The organism is Escherichia sp. MOD1-EC5950, assembly GCF_002965345.1.
Taxonomy (GTDB): domain Bacteria; phylum Pseudomonadota; class Gammaproteobacteria; order Enterobacterales; family Enterobacteriaceae; genus Escherichia; species Escherichia marmotae.
Window position 1 is genome coordinate 100,194 of sequence record NZ_PTSR01000001.1, and the last position, 16,968, is coordinate 117,161.

Annotated in this window: 11 protein-coding genes; 10 read left to right on the plus strand and 1 reads right to left on the minus strand. The window is 51.8% G+C overall.

Features of this window, described 5'->3' with window-relative positions:
* Positions 1-6: 6 nt before the first annotated feature.
* Positions 7-771: a transcriptional regulator GlcC gene (glcC, locus tag BEA93_RS00560; RefSeq protein ID WP_001517090.1), complete on the minus strand. Its 765-nt coding sequence runs from the start codon at positions 769-771 to the stop codon at positions 7-9.
* Between the two features lie 250 nt (positions 772-1,021).
* Here glcC and glcD point away from each other — a divergent pair, with 250 nt between their 5' ends.
* From glcD to gspC, 10 genes are all read left to right on the plus strand, one after another.
* A complete protein-coding gene (gene glcD / locus BEA93_RS00565) occupies positions 1,022-2,521 on the plus strand; it encodes a glycolate oxidase subunit GlcD (RefSeq protein WP_000026086.1) in 1,500 nt (499 codons plus the stop codon).
* Entirely contained in the window at positions 2,521-3,573 is a 1,053-nt protein-coding gene (gene glcE, locus BEA93_RS00570; protein WP_000943105.1) for a glycolate oxidase subunit GlcE, read from the plus strand. Before glcD ends, glcE begins: the two co-directional genes overlap by 1 nt.
* A gap of 10 nt (positions 3,574-3,583) precedes the next feature.
* Positions 3,584-4,807, plus strand: a complete 1,224-nt coding sequence (gene glcF, locus BEA93_RS00575; RefSeq protein ID WP_085449275.1) for a glycolate oxidase subunit GlcF — start codon at positions 3,584-3,586, stop codon at positions 4,805-4,807.
* 4 nt (positions 4,808-4,811) lie between these two features.
* Positions 4,812-5,216, plus strand: a complete 405-nt coding sequence (locus BEA93_RS00580) for a GlcG family protein (protein WP_000853256.1) — start codon at positions 4,812-4,814, stop codon at positions 5,214-5,216.
* A gap of 21 nt (positions 5,217-5,237) precedes the next feature.
* Complete coding sequence (glcB, locus tag BEA93_RS00585; protein WP_105224379.1) at positions 5,238-7,409, plus strand: malate synthase G; 2,172 nt, start codon at positions 5,238-5,240, stop codon at positions 7,407-7,409.
* Positions 7,410-7,763: 354 nt separating this feature from the next.
* Entirely contained in the window at positions 7,764-9,446 is a 1,683-nt protein-coding gene (gene glcA, locus BEA93_RS00590; protein ID WP_000259271.1) for a glycolate permease GlcA, read from the plus strand.
* 493 nt (positions 9,447-9,939) lie between these two features.
* Complete coding sequence (gene sslE, locus BEA93_RS00600) at positions 9,940-14,502, plus strand: lipoprotein metalloprotease SslE (protein ID WP_105224378.1); 4,563 nt, start codon at positions 9,940-9,942, stop codon at positions 14,500-14,502.
* Between the two features lie 194 nt (positions 14,503-14,696).
* Positions 14,697-15,506, plus strand: a complete 810-nt coding sequence (gene pppA, locus BEA93_RS00610) for a prepilin peptidase PppA (RefSeq protein ID WP_085449272.1) — start codon at positions 14,697-14,699, stop codon at positions 15,504-15,506.
* Between the two features lie 65 nt (positions 15,507-15,571).
* Positions 15,572-15,982 (plus strand): type II secretion system pilot lipoprotein GspS-beta, encoded by a 411-nt coding sequence (gene gspS2 / locus BEA93_RS00615; protein ID WP_001309757.1) that lies wholly within the window; start codon positions 15,572-15,574, stop codon positions 15,980-15,982.
* A gap of 17 nt (positions 15,983-15,999) precedes the next feature.
* Positions 16,000-16,959, plus strand: a complete 960-nt coding sequence (gene gspC, locus BEA93_RS00620) for a type II secretion system protein GspC (RefSeq protein WP_105224377.1) — start codon at positions 16,000-16,002, stop codon at positions 16,957-16,959.
* Positions 16,960-16,968 lie beyond the last annotated feature (9 nt).

Consider the following 16,968-nt stretch of genomic DNA (forward strand, 5'->3'; position numbering starts at 1 on the left):
CGCCCGCTAACTCTGGCTCATCTCCAGCGGCACCGCCGAGCGAATCAAGTGGTGACCTTCCAGTTCGATATTGTGGAGATTCTTTTTCACGGTCATCACATGATCGCGGGCCGCGCGCTGGGCCACATGCGGCAGTCGTTGCAAAACCGCGTTATAGATCCGCGCATGTTGGCGATCGATCTGCTTTTTTTGCTGGGGGCGATGGTAGAGATTATTCACGCTGGCAAACACCGAATTAAACATCAGATCGGTCAATGATTGCAGAGTGAAAACCAGCACCTGATTGTGGGAAGCCTGACAAATAGCGAGATGGAAAGCGTGATCCAACTGCGCATGTTCGATCAGTGAAATCTCTTTGTTGTTCTCACTGGCGGCGAGCATTTTTTCATAACAGCGAGTTATCAATACAAAATCAGCCTGGGTTCCCAGCGTTGCCGCCAACCTTGCTGATTCGCCTTCCAGTAATGCCCGGACGTCGAGCAGATCATACAGTGTTCGCGGCTGCGTGCTGAACAGATGGATCAGCGGACTGGTGTCCTGTACCCGATTAAGTCGCGCGACCCGAGAATCGCGCCCCTGCGCCGTTTCAATAATCCCGCGCCCGCGCAGCACCGTCAGCCCTTCACGCAGTGCGGAACGCGAGAAGCCGAGCTTTTCGCACAGTCGACGTTCCGAGGGAAGCGGCTGCCCGACCTTCAACACACCGTCGATAATTAACCGTTCGATACTCTCTGCAACCACTTCGCAAATAGGGCGACGTTCATCTTTCATTCCCGGACCTCGTGCACAGGTAGGACCAATTTTTCTGTTCTTAATTCGCGAAACACGCACATCATGCAAGTGATTATGTTACATCAATTTAACATTGAATTAACCTATGCGTGGTCACAGAGCTGGAAAAAAAATGGTCTGACCGGTAACTAAAGAGATAGACGAAAACAAAAAGCCCGCTTAATAACTGTTCACAGAAGCAGCACGCAAAAATCAGCTACCACACAACACAACAAAGCGAACCCTACTCATGAGCATCTTGTACGAAGAGCGTCTTGATGGCGCTTTACCCGATGTCGACCAAACATCGGTACTGATGGCACTGCGTGAGCATGTCCCCGGACTCGAGATCCTGCATACCGATGAGGAGATCACTCCTTACGAGTGTGACGGGTTGAGCGCGTATCGCACGCGTCCATTACTGGTTGTTCTGCCTAAGCAGATAGAACAGGTGGCGGCGATTCTGGCTGTCTGCCACCGTCTGCGTGTGCCGGTGGTGACTCGTGGCGCGGGCACCGGGCTTTCTGGCGGCGCGTTGCCGCTGGAAAAAGGCGTGTTGTTAGTGATGGCGCGCTTTAAAGAGATCCTCGATATAAACCCCGTCGGTCGCCGTGCGCGCGTGCAGCCGGGCGTGCGTAATCTGGCTATCTCCCAGGCCGTAGCGCCGCATAATCTCTATTACGCGCCGGACCCTTCTTCACAAATCGCCTGTTCCATTGGCGGCAATGTGGCGGAAAATGCCGGTGGCGTTCACTGTCTGAAATATGGGCTTACCGTACATAACCTGCTGAAAATTGAAGTGCAAACGCTGGACGGAGAGACGCTGACACTGGGATCGGACGCGCTGGATTCGCCGGGTTTTGACCTGCTGGCGCTGTTTACTGGATCAGAAGGTATGCTCGGCGTGACCACCGAAGTGACGGTAAAACTGCTGCCGAAGCCCCCCGTGGCACGGGTTCTGTTAGCCAGCTTTGACTCGGTAGAAAAAGCCGGACTCGCCGTCGGTGACATCATCGCCAATGGCATTATCCCTGGTGGGCTGGAGATGATGGATAACCTGTCGATTCGCGCGGCAGAAGATTTTATTCATGCCGGTTATCCCGTTGATGCCGAAGCGATTTTATTGTGCGAGCTGGACGGCGTGGAGTCTGACGTACAGGAAGATTGTGAACGGGTTAACGACATCTTACGGAAAGCGGGCGCGACTGACGTCCGTCTGGCGCAGGACGAAGCGGAGCGTGTGCGTTTCTGGGCCGGTCGTAAAAACGCCTTTCCGGCGGTGGGGCGCATCTCTCCCGATTACTACTGCATGGACGGCACCATCCCACGCCGCGCGCTGCCTGGCGTACTGGAAGGCATTGCTCGTTTATCGCAGCAATATGATTTACGCGTCGCCAACGTCTTTCATGCCGGAGACGGTAACATGCACCCGTTAATCCTTTTCGATGCCAATGAACCCGGCGAATTTGCCCGCGCGGAAGCGCTGGGTGGGAAGATCCTCGAACTCTGCGTGGAAGTGGGCGGCAGCATCAGTGGGGAGCATGGCATTGGGCGCGAAAAAATCAATCAAATGTGCGCCCAGTTCAACAGCGATGAAATCACGACCTTCCATGCGGTCAAGGCGGCATTTGACCCCGATGGTTTGCTGAACCCTGGAAAAAACATTCCCACGCTACACCGCTGCGCTGAATTTGGTGCCATGCACGTGCACCACGGTCATTTACCTTTCCCTGAACTGGAGCGTTTCTGATGCTACGTGAGTGTGATTACAGCCAGGCGCTGCTGGAACAGGTGAATCAGGCGATTAGTAATAAAACGCCGCTGGTGATTCAGGGAAGCAATAGCAAAGCCTTTTTAGGTCGCCCTGTCACCGGGCAAACGCTGGATGTGCGTTGTCATCGCGGCATTGTGAATTACGACCCGACCGAGTTGGTGATCACCGCTCGTGCCGGAACGCCGCTGATGGCGATTGAAGCGGCGCTGGAAAGTGCGGGGCAAATGCTGCCCTGCGAGCCACCGTATTATGGTGAAGAAGCCACCTGGGGCGGCATGGTCGCTTGCGGTCTGGCGGGGCCGCGTCGACCGTGGAGCGGTTCGGTACGCGATTTTGTCCTCGGTACGCGCATTATTACCGGCAGTGGAAAACATCTGCGTTTTGGTGGCGAAGTGATGAAAAACGTTGCCGGATACGATCTCTCACGGCTAATGGCCGGAAGCTATGGCTGTCTTGGCGTACTTACTGAAATCTCAATGAAAGTGTTGCCTCGACCGCGCGCCACTATCAGCCTGCGTCGGGAAATCAGCCTGCAAGAAGCCATGAACGAAATCGCCCAGTGGCAACTCCAGCCATTACCCATTAGCGGTTTATGTTACTTCGACAACGGCTTGTGGCTCCGCCTTGAAGGCGGTGAAGGCTCGGTAAAAGCGGCGCGTGAACTGCTTGGGGGCGAAGAGGTTGCGGGTCAGTTCTGGCAGCAATTGCGTGAACAACAACTGCCATTCTTCTCGTTACCAGGGACTTTGTGGCGCATTTCATTACCCACCGATGCACCGATGATGGATTTACCCGGCGAGCAACTGATCGACTGGGGGGGCGCGTTACGCTGGCTGAAATCGACAGCCGATGACAATCAAATCCACCGTATCGCCCGCAACGCTGGTGGTCACGCAACTCGCTTTAGTCCAGGTGATGGCAGTTTTGCTCCGTTGCCTGCCCCTTTATTCCGCTATCACCAGCAGCTTAAACAGCAGCTCGACCCTTGCGGTGTGTTTAACCCCGGTCGCATGTACGCGGAACTTTAAGGAGCAGACTATGCAAACCCGGTTAACCGAAGAGATGCGCCAGAATACGCGGGCGCTGGAAGCTGACAGCATTCTGCGCGCCTGTGTGCACTGCGGATTTTGTACCGCAACCTGCCCGACCTATCAGCTCCTGGGTGATGAACTGGACGGGCCGCGTGGGCGCATCTATCTGATTAAACAGGTGCTGGAAGGTAACGAAGTTACACTTAAAACGCAGGAGCATCTCGATCGCTGTCTCACGTGCCGCAACTGTGAAACCACCTGTCCTTCTGGTGTGCGCTATCACACTCTGTTGGATATCGGGCGTGATATCGTCGAGCAAAAAGTGAAACGTCCACTGCCGGATCGAATGCTACGCGAAGGGCTGCGTCAGGTAGTGCCGCGTCCGGCGGTCTTCCGTGCGCTGACGCAAGTAGGCCTGGTGCTACGACCGTTTTTGCCAGAGCAGATTAGAGCAAAACTCCCCGCCGGGATCGTGAAAGCCAAACCGCGTCCGCCGTTGCGTCATAAGCGTCGGGTTTTAATGCTGGAAGGTTGCGTCCAGCCTACGCTTTCGCCCAACACCAACGCGGCAACCGCGCGGGTGCTGGATCGTCTGGGGATCAGCGTCATGCCAGCTAACGAAGCAGGCTGTTGTGGCGCGGTGGACTATCATCTTAATGCGCAAGAGAAAGGGTTAGCGCGCGCGCGAAATAATATTGATGCCTGGTGGCCGGCGATTGAAGCAGGCGCCGAGGCAATTTTGCAAACCGCCAGCGGCTGTGGGGCATTCGTTAAAGAGTATGGGCAGATGCTGAAAAACGATGCGTTGTATGCCGATAAAGCGCGTCAGGTCAGCGAACTGGCGGTTGATTTAGTCGAGCTTTTGCGTGAGGAGCCGCTGGAAAAGCTGGCGATTCGCGGCGATAAAAAACTGGCCTTCCACTGTCCGTGTACCCTGCAACATGCGCAAAAACTGAATGGCGAAGTAGAAAAAGTGTTACTGCGGCTGGGATTTACCTTAACCGACGTTCCCGACAGCCATCTGTGCTGCGGTTCGGCGGGAACTTATGCGTTAACGCATCCCGATCTGGCGCGCCAGTTGCGGGATAACAAAATGAATGCGCTGGAAAGCGGCAAACCGGAAATGATCGTTACCGCCAACATTGGTTGCCAGACGCATCTGGCGAGCGCCGGTCGTACCTCTGTGCGTCACTGGATTGAAATTGTAGAACAAGCCCTTGAAAAGGAATAACAAAATGAAAACTAAAGTCATTCTTAGCCAGCAAATGGCGAGTGCAATTATTGCCGCAGGTCAGGAAGAGGCGCAGAAAAATAACTGGTCCGTTTCCATTGCTGTTGCCGATGACGGCGGTCATCTGCTGGCGTTAAGTCGTATGGATGATTGCGCGCCGATTGCGGCCTACATCTCCCAGGAGAAAGCGCGTACCGCCGCGCTGGGGCGCCGCGAAACTAAGGGCTATGAAGAGATGGTGAACAACGGACGTACGGCGTTTGTGACGGCACCGTTACTGACGTCGCTGGAAGGCGGCGTACCGGTTGTTGTTGATGGGCAGATTATTGGCGCTGTGGGTGTGTCTGGTTTAACCGGGGCACAGGATGCGCAGGTCGCGAAAGCGGCAGCAGCGGTATTGGCGAAATAAGCGAAAACGAGGAGATTAACAATGAGTGAAACCATAACCCAGGGCCGTTTACGCATTGACGCCAACTTTAAACGTTTTGTTGATGAAGAAGTTTTACCCGGAACAGGGCTGGACTCTGCGGCGTTCTGGCACAATTTTGATGATATTGTTCACGATCTGTCGCCAGAGAATCGTCAGTTACTGGCAGAGCGCGATCGCATTCAGGCGGCGCTCGACGAATGGCATCGCCGCAATCCGGGGCCGGTAAAAGATAAAGCAGCCTATAAATCTTTCCTGCGTGAACTGGGCTACCTGGTGCCGCAACCGGGCCATGTGACGGTGGAAACCACCGGCATCGACAGCGAAATCACCAGCCAGGCGGGGCCGCAACTGGTGGTTCCGGCAATGAACGCCCGCTACGCGTTGAATGCGGCGAACGCTCGCTGGGGTTCACTGTACGATGCGCTATACGGCAGCGACATCATCCCGCAGGAAGGGGCGATGGTCAGCGGCTACGATCCGCAGCGTGGTGCGCAGGTTATCGCCTGGGTTCGCCGCTTCCTCGATGAATCACTACCGCTGGAAAACGGCAGCTATCAGGATGTGGCGGCGTTTAAGGTGGTCGACAAACAATTACGTATTCTGTTGAAAAATGGCTCAGAAACCACGTTACGTACCCCGGCGCAGTTTGTCGGCTACCGTGGCGATGCTGCTGCACCGACCTGCATTTTGCTGAAAAATAACGGTCTGCATATCGAACTGCAAATCGATGCCAACGGACGGATTGGCAAAGACGATCCGGCGCATATCAACGACGTTATCGTCGAAGCCGCCATCAGTACCATTCTCGATTGTGAAGACTCGGTCGCTGCGGTTGATGCTGAAGATAAAATCCTGCTGTACCGCAATCTGTTGGGGCTGATGCAGGGCACTCTGCAAGAGAAAATGGAGAAAAACGGTCGGCAAATCGTGCGTAAACTGAATGACGATCGTCAGTACACCGCCGCCGATGGTTCTGAAATTTCTTTGCACGGGCGCTCGCTGCTGTTTATCCGCAACGTGGGGCATTTGATGACTATCCCCGTAATTTGGGACAGCGAAGGCAATGAAATTCCGGAAGGTATTCTTGATGGCGTCATGACAGGTGCGATTGCCCTCTACGACTTAAAAGTGCAGAAAAACTCGCGTACTGGCAGCGTCTATATTGTGAAACCGAAAATGCACGGTCCGCAGGAAGTGGCGTTTGCCAACAAACTGTTTACCCGCGTTGAGACCATGCTTGGTATGGAACCAAATACCCTGAAAATGGGCATTATGGATGAAGAACGCCGGACCTCGCTGAACTTGCGTAGTTGTATCGCGCAGGCACGCAACCGCGTGGCGTTCATCAACACCGGCTTCCTCGACCGTACTGGTGATGAGATGCATTCGGTGATGGAAGCGGGCCCGATGTTGCGTAAAAACCAGATGAAATCGACACCGTGGATCAAAGCCTACGAGCGCAATAACGTGCTTTCCGGCCTGTTTTGTGGGCTGCGCGGTAAAGCGCAAATCGGTAAAGGGATGTGGGCAATGCCAGATCTGATGGCAGACATGTACAGCCAAAAGGGCGATCAGTTACGTGCCGGGGCGAACACGGCCTGGGTTCCGTCACCGACCGCAGCCACGTTGCATGCGTTGCACTATCACCAAACCAACGTACAGAGCGTGCAAGCCAACATTGCCAACACAGAGTTCAATGCAGAATTTGAGCCTCTGCTGGACGATCTGCTGACCATTCCGGTTGCTGAAAACGCAAACTGGTCGGCACAAGAGATCCAACAAGAGCTGGATAACAACGTGCAGGGGATTCTGGGTTATGTGGTGCGTTGGGTAGAGCAGGGGATTGGTTGTTCAAAAGTGCCGGATATCCACAACGTGGCGCTGATGGAAGACCGTGCAACGCTGCGCATCTCCAGCCAACATATCGCCAACTGGTTACGTCGCGGTATTCTGACCAAAGAACAGGTGCAGGCGTCGCTGGAGAATATGGCGAAAGTGGTTGATCAGCAAAACGCTGGCGATCCGGCGTATCGTCCGATGGTGGGGAATTTTGCTAACTCGTGTGCGTTTAAAGCCGCCAGCGATTTAATCTTCCTCGGTGTGAAACAGCCAAACGGTTATACCGAACCGTTATTACATGCCTGGCGTTTACGCGAAAAAGAAAGTCATTAATAGCAATAGCAAAAGCCCCGGCAAGTTTTACCGCTGGGGCTATTATAGTTACTGCGGTAGTACATTTATCCCGGAAATAACCGGAGCGATTATCAGGGTTTAATAAAATTAAATACCCGTAGCGCATCATTAGCGGGTTAAAACAACAATATGGACATCTTAACGATACTCTGCGCCTGCGGGTGCGGAACAGAACCCCTTACCCGATATACTTGTTATGCCTGAGGTAGCAATTGCGTTAGCGGCGTGCTGTTGCTGTAAAGTATAACGCCTATATTTTACAGTTCAGTCCTCTTTTGCTTATTACAACCTTAAGCATATCAAGCATATAAAGATAATAAGAGACTGAACAATATGGTTACCTGGACCCAAATGTATATGCCGATGGGAGGGCTGGGGCTATCCGCTCTGGTTGCCCTGATCCCGATAATATTCTTCTTCGTTGCGCTTGCGATATTACGTCTGAAAGGGCATGTCGCCGGAGCAATAACCCTTATATTATCGATATTGATTGCGATATTCGCCTTTAAAATGCCGATTGATATGGCATTTGCTGCTGCGGGATATGGTTTTATTTATGGTTTATGGCCAATCGCCTGGATTATTGTCGCGGCTGTATTCCTCTATAAATTAACCGTTGCCAGCGGCCAGTTTGATATTATCCGCAGCTCGGTTATCTCCATCACCGACGATCAACGTTTGCAGGTGTTGCTGATTGGCTTCTCTTTTGGCGCACTGTTAGAAGGAGCTGCGGGCTTTGGCGCGCCGGTGGCGATTACTGGCGCGCTGCTGGTGGGACTGGGCTTTAAACCGTTATACGCGGCGGGGCTGTGTCTGATTGCCAACACCGCGCCGGTGGCGTTTGGTGCGTTGGGCGTGCCTATTCTGGTTGCCGGTCAGGTGACTGGCATCGATCCGTTCGACATTGGCGCAATGGCGGGACGTCAGTTGCCGTTCCTGTCGGTACTGGTGCCGTTCTGGCTGGTGGCGATGATGGACGGCTGGAAAGGGGTGAAAGAGACATGGCCAGCGGCGCTGGTGGCGGGTGGTAGCTTCGCAGTTACCCAGTTCTTTACCTCTAACTACATTGGCCCGGAACTGCCGGATATTACTTCGGCGCTGGTGAGTATCGTCTCACTCTCTTTATTCCTCAAAGTCTGGCGGCCGAAAAATACCGAAACGGCAATCAGCATGGGGCAATCCGCAGGTGCGATGGTGGTGAATAAACCGTCTTCTGGCGGCCCAGTACCGTCAGAATACAGCCTTGGGCAAATCATTCGTGCGTGGTCACCGTTTTTAATCTTAACGGTGCTGGTCACCATCTGGACCATGAAGCCGTTTAAAGCGTTATTCGCTCCGGGCGGCGCGTTTTATTCGCTGGTGATTAACTTCCAGATCCCCCATTTGCATCAACAGGTACTGAAAGCGGCACCCATTGTCGCCCAACCGACGCCAATGGATGCGGTGTTTAAATTTGATCCACTCTCCGCTGGCGGAACTGCGATTTTTATCGCGGCAATTATCTCTATCTTCATTCTTGGTGTCGGGATCAAGAAAGGTATTGGCGTTTTCGCAGAAACGCTAATTAGCCTGAAGTGGCCGATATTGTCGATTGGCATGGTGCTGGCATTTGCCTTCGTGACCAACTATTCCGGCATGTCCACTACGCTGGCGCTGGTACTGGCGGGTACTGGCGTGATGTTCCCGTTCTTCTCGCCGTTCCTTGGTTGGCTGGGGGTATTTCTTACCGGCTCTGACACATCCTCGAACGCCCTGTTTGGTTCACTGCAATCAACCACCGCGCAGCAAATCAACGTCTCGGACACTCTGCTGGTGGCAGCAAATACCAGCGGCGGCGTGACCGGCAAGATGATCTCCCCGCAATCTATCGCCGTGGCCTGCGCCGCGACGGGCATGGTGGGCAGAGAATCTGAATTGTTCCGTTACACCGTGAAGCACAGTCTGATCTTTGCCAGCGTTATTGGCATTATCACGCTGCTGCAGGCATATGTGTTTACCGGAATGTTGGTTTCGTAATTCAATAGAGCCGGATGGCTGTAAATATCATCCGGCTTTTTTCATATCTGTTTCGTTATTCCGGCTAAACAATAGCAAGATCATTTCTCTATTTATTATCATCAGATCAATAATGTTTGATGATTAGATAACCCGGTAAATAATTAATGGCGTGAAAATCTGTGTTTTTTTACCACGCAAAACAAGCTGTATTAATTGTGTTCGCTTGATGAGCAAGTAGCGTGCTATCTGTTGCTTTTGCAATCGCAATCGTTAAAACTATCAATGACTTGAGATAGTAATATTGTGAATAATTGTTACTTTTTTGTTTGTTAAAAATTTTTATAAATCACCCCTCTGACATCGTATAGGGGATATTCCTATAAATTTTATCTATTTCGTTATCAATAATGCAGATTTCTTAAGAATGGAGGTCATTTTTAGAGAAGGTAAAACATAAAACTATTTCCACAGTTACGAATTTTTTAACTTTGTTTTGTCACTTGCGTTATTAATGAATAAGAAATTTAAATATAAGAAATCGCTTTTAGCGGCTATTTTAAGCGCAACCCTGTTAGCCGGTTGTGATGGCGGTGGTTCAGGCTCGTCCTCCGATACTCCGCCTGTAGATTCTGGAACAGGGTCTTTGCCGGAAGTGAAACCTGATCCAACACCAAACCCGGAGCCGACGCCTGAGCCGACGCCGGACCCAGAACCTACGCCGGATCCAACACCTGATCCTGAGCCGACACCAGAACCAGAGCCAGAACCTGTTCCCACGAAAACGGGTTATCTGACCCTGGGCGGAAGCCAGCGGGTAACTGGTGCTACCTGTAATGGTGAATCCAGCGATGGCTTTACTTTTACACCTGGCAACACCGTGAGTTGTGTGGTTGGTAGTACGACCATTGCAACTTTCAACACCCAGTCAGAAGCTGCGCGTAGCCTGCGTGCGGTTGACAAAGTGTCGTTTAGCCTCGAGGACGCGCAGGAGCTGGCGGATTCTGAAAATGAGAAAACCAATGCTATCTCTCTGTTAACTTCCAGCGACAGTTGCCCGGCAGATGCAGAACAACTTTGTCTGACCTTCTCGTCAGTGGTCGATCGCGCACGCTTTGAAAAACTGTATAAGCAAATCGATCTGGCACCGGAAGAATTCAAAAAGCTGGTAAATGAGGAAGTGGAAAACAATGTCGCGACCGATAAAGCGCCATCCACCCATACCTCACCGGTCGTGCCCGTCACGACAGAGGGAACAACGCCGGATCTGAACGCCAAATTTGTGTCAGCTAATGCGGAACAGTTTTATCAGTATCAACCTACTGAAATTATTCTCTCCGAAGGCCGCCTGGTGGATAGCCAGGGATATGGTGTTGCTGGTGTTGACTACTACACCAATTCAGGCCGTGGTGTGACAGGGGAAAATGGTGAATTTTCCTTTAGCTGGGGCGAAACCATCTCCTTTGGTATCGATACCTTTGAACTTGGCTCAGTACGCGGCAACAAGTCGACCATTGCGCTGACTGAACTGGGTGATGAAGTTCGCGGCGCGAATGTCGATCAACTGATTCATCGCTATTCGACGACCGGGCAAAATAATACCCGTGTTGTTCCGGACGATGTACGCAAGGTCTTTGCTGAATATCCCAACGTGATTAACGAGATTATCAATCTCTCGTTATCCAATGGCGCGACGCTGGATGAAGGCGATCAAACCGTTGTGCTGCCAAACGAATTTATCGAGCAGTTTGAAATGGGGCAGGCCAAAGAGATCGATACTGCGATTTGTGGCAAAACCAACAATTGCAACTCTGCTCGCTGGTTCTCGCTGACGACACGCAATGTTAATGACGGTCAGATTCAGGGCGTTATCAACAAACTGTGGGGTGTGGATACGAACTACCAATCTGTCAGCAAGTTCCATGTATTCCATGACTCCACCAACTTCTATGGCAGCACCGGTAATGCGCGCGGTCAGGCGGTGGTGAATATCTCCAACGCGGCCTTCCCGATTCTGATGGCGCGTAATGATAAAAACTACTGGCTGGCCTTTGGTGAAAAACGCGCCTGGGATAAAAACGAGCTGGCGTACATTACTGAAGCGCCTTCTCTTGTTGTGCCGGAAAACGTGACGCGCGATACCGCGACCTTCAACCTGCCGTTTATTTCGCTGGGGCAAGTCGGTGATGGCAAGCTGATGGTTATCGGTAACCCGCACTACAACAGCATTTTGCGTTGCCCTAATGGTTACAGTTGGGCCGGTGGTGTCAATGATAAAGGTGAGTGTACGCTCAGCGGTGATTCAGATGACATGAAGCACTTCATGCAGAACGTACTGCGCTACCTGTCAAACGACATCTGGCAGCCGAATACCAAGAGCACAATGACCGTGGGTACGAACCTGGAAAACGTTTATTTCAAACGTCATGGCCAGGTCACTGGGAACAGTGCTCCATTTGGCTTCCATCCGGATTTTGCAGGTATTTCTGTTAAACATTTGACCAGCTATGGCGATCTGAATCCGGAAGAAGTTCCGTTGCTGATCCTCAACGGTTTTGAATATGTGACTCAGTGGTCTGGCGATCCCTATGCAGTGCCTCTGCGTGCAGATACCAGCAAACCGAAGCTGACTCAGCAGGATGTGACCGATCTGATCGCCTATCTGAACAAAGGCGGATCAGTGCTGATCATGGAAAACGTGATGAGCAATCTTAAGGAAGAGAGCGCGTCTGGCTTTGTGCGTCTGCTGGATGCCGCGGGTCTGTCAATGGCTCTGAACAAATCGGTGGTGAACAACGATCCGCAGGGTTATCCGGATCGCGTACGCCAGCGCCGAGCGAATGGCATTTGGGTTTATGAACGTTATCCGGTTGTGGAAGGTGCGCTGCCGTACACCATTAATTCTGAGACAGGCGAAGTTACCTGGAAATATCAGATTGATAACAAACCTGATAAGAAACCGAAGCTGGAAGTTGCCAGTTGGCAAGAAGAGGTTGATGGTGAACAAGTAACTCAATACGCGTTTATTGATGAAGCCGACTACAAAACGCCTGAGTTGCTGGCTGCGGCGAAGAAGAGAATTCTGGATGCGTTCCCTGGGCTGGAAGAGTGTAAGGATCCTGACTATCACTATGAGGTCAACTGCCTGGAATATCGTCCTGGTACGGGTGTTCCTGTGACGGGGACAATGTATGTTCCGCAGTATACGCAACTGAATCTTGACGCCGACACTGCGAAAGCGATGGTGCAGGCTGCGGATTTAGGCACCAACATTCAGCGCCTGTATCAACATGAGCTTTATTTCCGTACTAAAGGCAGTAAAGGCGAACGTCTGAACAGCGTCGATCTGGAACGTCTGTACCAGAACATGTCGGTCTGGCTGTGGAACGACACGGCTTATCGTTATGAAGAAGGCAAAAATGACGAGCTGGGTTTTAAAACGTTCACCGAGTTCCTGAACTGCTACGCCAACAATGCTTACGAGGGCGGCACCGAGTGCTCCGCGGAACTGAAGAAATCGCTGGTCGATAACAACATGATCTACGGAGATAATACTACCAAAGCGGGCATGATGAACCCGAGCTATCCGCTCAACTATATGGAAAAACCGCTGACGCGTCTGATGCTGGGGCGTTCCTGGTGGGATCTGAACATCAAAGTTGATGTTGAGAAGTATCCGGGAGCAGTATCGGCAGAGGGTGAGAATGTTACGGAAACCATCAGCCTGTACTCGAATCCGACTAAATGGTTTGCAGGTAACATGCAATCAACCGGCCTGTGGGCTCCGGCTCAGAAAGAGGTCACCATTGAGTCTACAGCGGACGTTCCTGTGACTGTCACCGTGGCGCTGGCTGACGACCTGACCGGACGTGAAAAGCATGAAGTTGCGCTGAACCGTCCGCCGAGAGTGACTAAAACGTATACTCTGGAGGCTAATGGTACGGTGAAGTTTACGGCTCCTTATGGTGGTCTGATTTATATCAAGGGCGACAGCAAGGAGAATAATAAATCTGCCAGCTTCACCTTTACTGGTGTGGTAAAAGCACCGTTCTATAAAGACGGCGCATGGAAAAACGATCTGAAATCTCCTGCGCCGTTGGGCGAGTTGGAGTCAGATTCTTTCGTCTACACCGCACCGAAGAGCAACCTGAACGCCAGCAATTACAAGGGTGACCTGAAACAATTCGCAGAGGAACTGGATACCTTTGCCAGCTCGATGAATGACTTCTACGGTCGTGATGGCGAAAGTGGTAACCACCGGATGTTTACCTATAAAGCATTGACAGGTCACAAGCATCGTTTCGCCAACGATGTGCAGATCTCCATCGGTGATGCGCACTCGGGTTATCCGGTAATGAACAGCAGCTTCTCGACGAACAGCACCACGCTGCCGACGACGCCGCTGAACGACTGGTTGATCTGGCACGAAGTCGGTCATAACGCTGCAGAAACACCGCTGAACGTACCGGGTGCAACTGAAGTGGCGAACAACGTGCTGGCGCTGTACATGCAGGATCGCTATCTCGGTAAGATGAACCGTGTCGCTGACGACATTACCGTCGCGCCGGAATATCTGGACGAGAGCAACGGTCAGGCCTGGGCGCGCGGCGGTGCGGGTGACCGTCTGCTGATGTACGCACAGTTGAAGGAGTGGGCAGAGGAAAACTTTGATATCAAACAGTGGTATCCAGATGGTGAGCTGCCTAAGTTCTACAGCGATCGTAAAGGGATGAAGGGCTGGAACCTGTTCCAGTTGATGCACCGTAAAGCGCGCGGCGATGATGTCAGCAATGACAAGTTTGGCGGCAGAAATTACTGTGCTGAGTCAAACGGTAACGCTGCTGACACGCTGATGCTGTGTGCATCCTGGGTCGCTCAGGCGGATCTTTCGGAATTCTTTAAGAAATGGAATCCGGGCGCAAATGCTTACCAGCTTCCGGGGGCAAGTGAGATGAGCTTCGAAGGCGGCGTGAGCCAGTCGGCTTACAACACGCTCGCGGCGATGCACCTGTCGAAACCGGAAAAAGGGCCGGAAACCATTAATAAGGTTACCGAGTATTCGATGCCAGCCGAATAAGCCTGTAGGCCGGATAAGGCGTTCACGCCGCATCCGGCATGAAATAAGGCGCACCGGGTCAACATATATGCCCGATGCGCCAGCTTATCGGGCCTGGAGGGAAGAAGCCGCGATTATTTGCGTTGGCAGACACCTGTAGGCCGGATAAGGCGTTCACGCCGCATCCGGCAAGTTACAACAAATAACCTTTAACCATGCTTTTTGATGTTTTTCAGCAATATCCTGCTGCGATACCTGTCCTGGCAACCGTCGGAGGATTAATCATCGGCAGTTTTTTGAATGTGGTGATCTGGCGTTACCCCATCATGCTTCGCCAACAAATGGCGGAGTTTCACGGTGAAACGCCGAGCACGCAGCTAAAAATAAGCCTGGCGCTGCCACGCTCGCATTGTCCGCATTGTCAGCAGACCATCCGCGTTCGTGACAACATTCCGCTGCTCTCCTGGCTGATGCTCAAAGGGCGCTGCCGTGATTGTCAGACGAAAATCAGCAAGCGTTATCCGCTGGTGGAGTTATTGACGGCACTCGCTTTTTTGTTGGCAAGTCTGGTCTGGCCGGAAAGTGGATGGGGGCTGGCGGTGATGATATTATCCGCCTGGCTGATTGCCGCGAGTATCATCGACCTCGATAATCAATGGCTGCCCGATGTCTTTACTCAGGGAGTATTGTGGACGGGGCTGATTGCGGCATGGGCACAGCAGAGTCCGCTAACGTTACAAGACGCAGTCACCGGCGTACTGGTGGGGTTTGTCACTTTTTACTCCCTTCGCTGGCTGGCCGGAATAATTCTGCGTAAAGAAGCATTAGGCATGGGCGATGTATTACTCTTCGCCGCTTTAGGTGGCTGGGTGGGGGCATTGTCGCTACCCCATGTTGCTTTAATTGCATCATGCTGCGGGCTGATATATGCCGTTATTACAAAAAAAGGATCAACGACGCTGCCTTTTGGACCGTGTTTAAGTCTGGGCGGTATAGCAACACTTTATCTACAGGCATTGTTTTAATGATAACCACGTCATTATCGAAGTGACATTTTTACTCTCATTAATAACCTTAGAGATTATTTACTATGTCGATAAAACAAATGCCAGGGAGGGTATTAATATCGCTATTGTTAAGCGTTACAGGATTATTAAGTGGCTGCGCAAGTCATAATGAAAACGCCAGTTTACTGGCGAAAAAACAGGCGCAAAATATCAGCCAAAACCTGCCGATTAAATCTGCGGGATATACCTTAGTGCTGGCGCAAAGTAGCGGCACGACGGTAAAAATGACCATTATCAGCGAAGCGGGTGCTCAAACCACGCAAACGCCGGACGCGTTTTTAACCAGCTATCAACGACAAATGTGCGCTGACCCAACGGTGAAATTAATGATCACTGAGGGGATTAATTACAGCATAACGATTAATGATACACGCACAGGCAACCAGTATCAGCGGAAACTGGATCGTACCACCTGTGGAATAGTCAAAGCATAACGTCGGGTATATATAAATTGGCGCGGGTTGTTTTTCGTGACGCACGAAATTATCTCAATCAATGGCTGACTAAAATTCGTTACACTCTTAGCCAGGGACAATCTCTTAATACAGACAAAGAGCATCTGCGCAAAATTGCACGCGGGATGTTCTGGCTGATGTTGCTTATTATTTCTGCAAAAATGGCGCATTCACTCTGGCGCTATATCTCCTTTTCTGCGGAATATACGGCGATTTCCCCATCGGTGAATAAATCGACCCGTGCGGATGTAAAAACGTTCGATAAAAAAGACGTGCAATTAATCAGCCAGCAAAACTGGTTTGGCAAATATCAGCCCGTTGCTGCACTGGTAAAACAACCCGAACCGGCTCCGGTGGCAGAAACACGTCTTAACGTGGTACTGCGCGGGATCGCCTTTGGTGCCAGACCCGGCGCGGTTATTGAAGAAGGCGGCAAACAGCAGGTCTATTTGCTGGGCGAACGGCTTGACTCTCACAACGCGGTGATCGAAGAGATTTATCGCGATCATGTGGTGCTGCGTTATCAGGGAAAAATGGAGCGCCTGAGTCTGGCAGAAGAGGAGCGTTCCACCGTTGCCGTGACCAATGAAAAAACCGTCAGTGACGAAGCAAAGCAAACAGCCGCTGAACCTGCCGCCAGCACGCCAGTTGAGATCCCGGCTGCCGTGCGCCAGGCACTGGCGAAAGACCCGCAGAAAATTTTTAACTATATCCAGCTTACGCCTGTGCGTAAGGAGGGGATTGTCGGTTATGCAGTGAAACCGGGGGCAGATCGTTCTCTGTTCGATGCCAGCGGTTTCAAGGAAGGCGATATCGCCATTGCGTTAAATCAGCAGGATTTCACTGATCCACGAGCAATGATTGCTCTGATGCGGCAGTTACCTTCAATGGATTCCATTCAACTCACGGTTTTACGCAAGGGTGCGCGCTACGACATTTCCATCGCGCTGCGCTAACCGCATTTA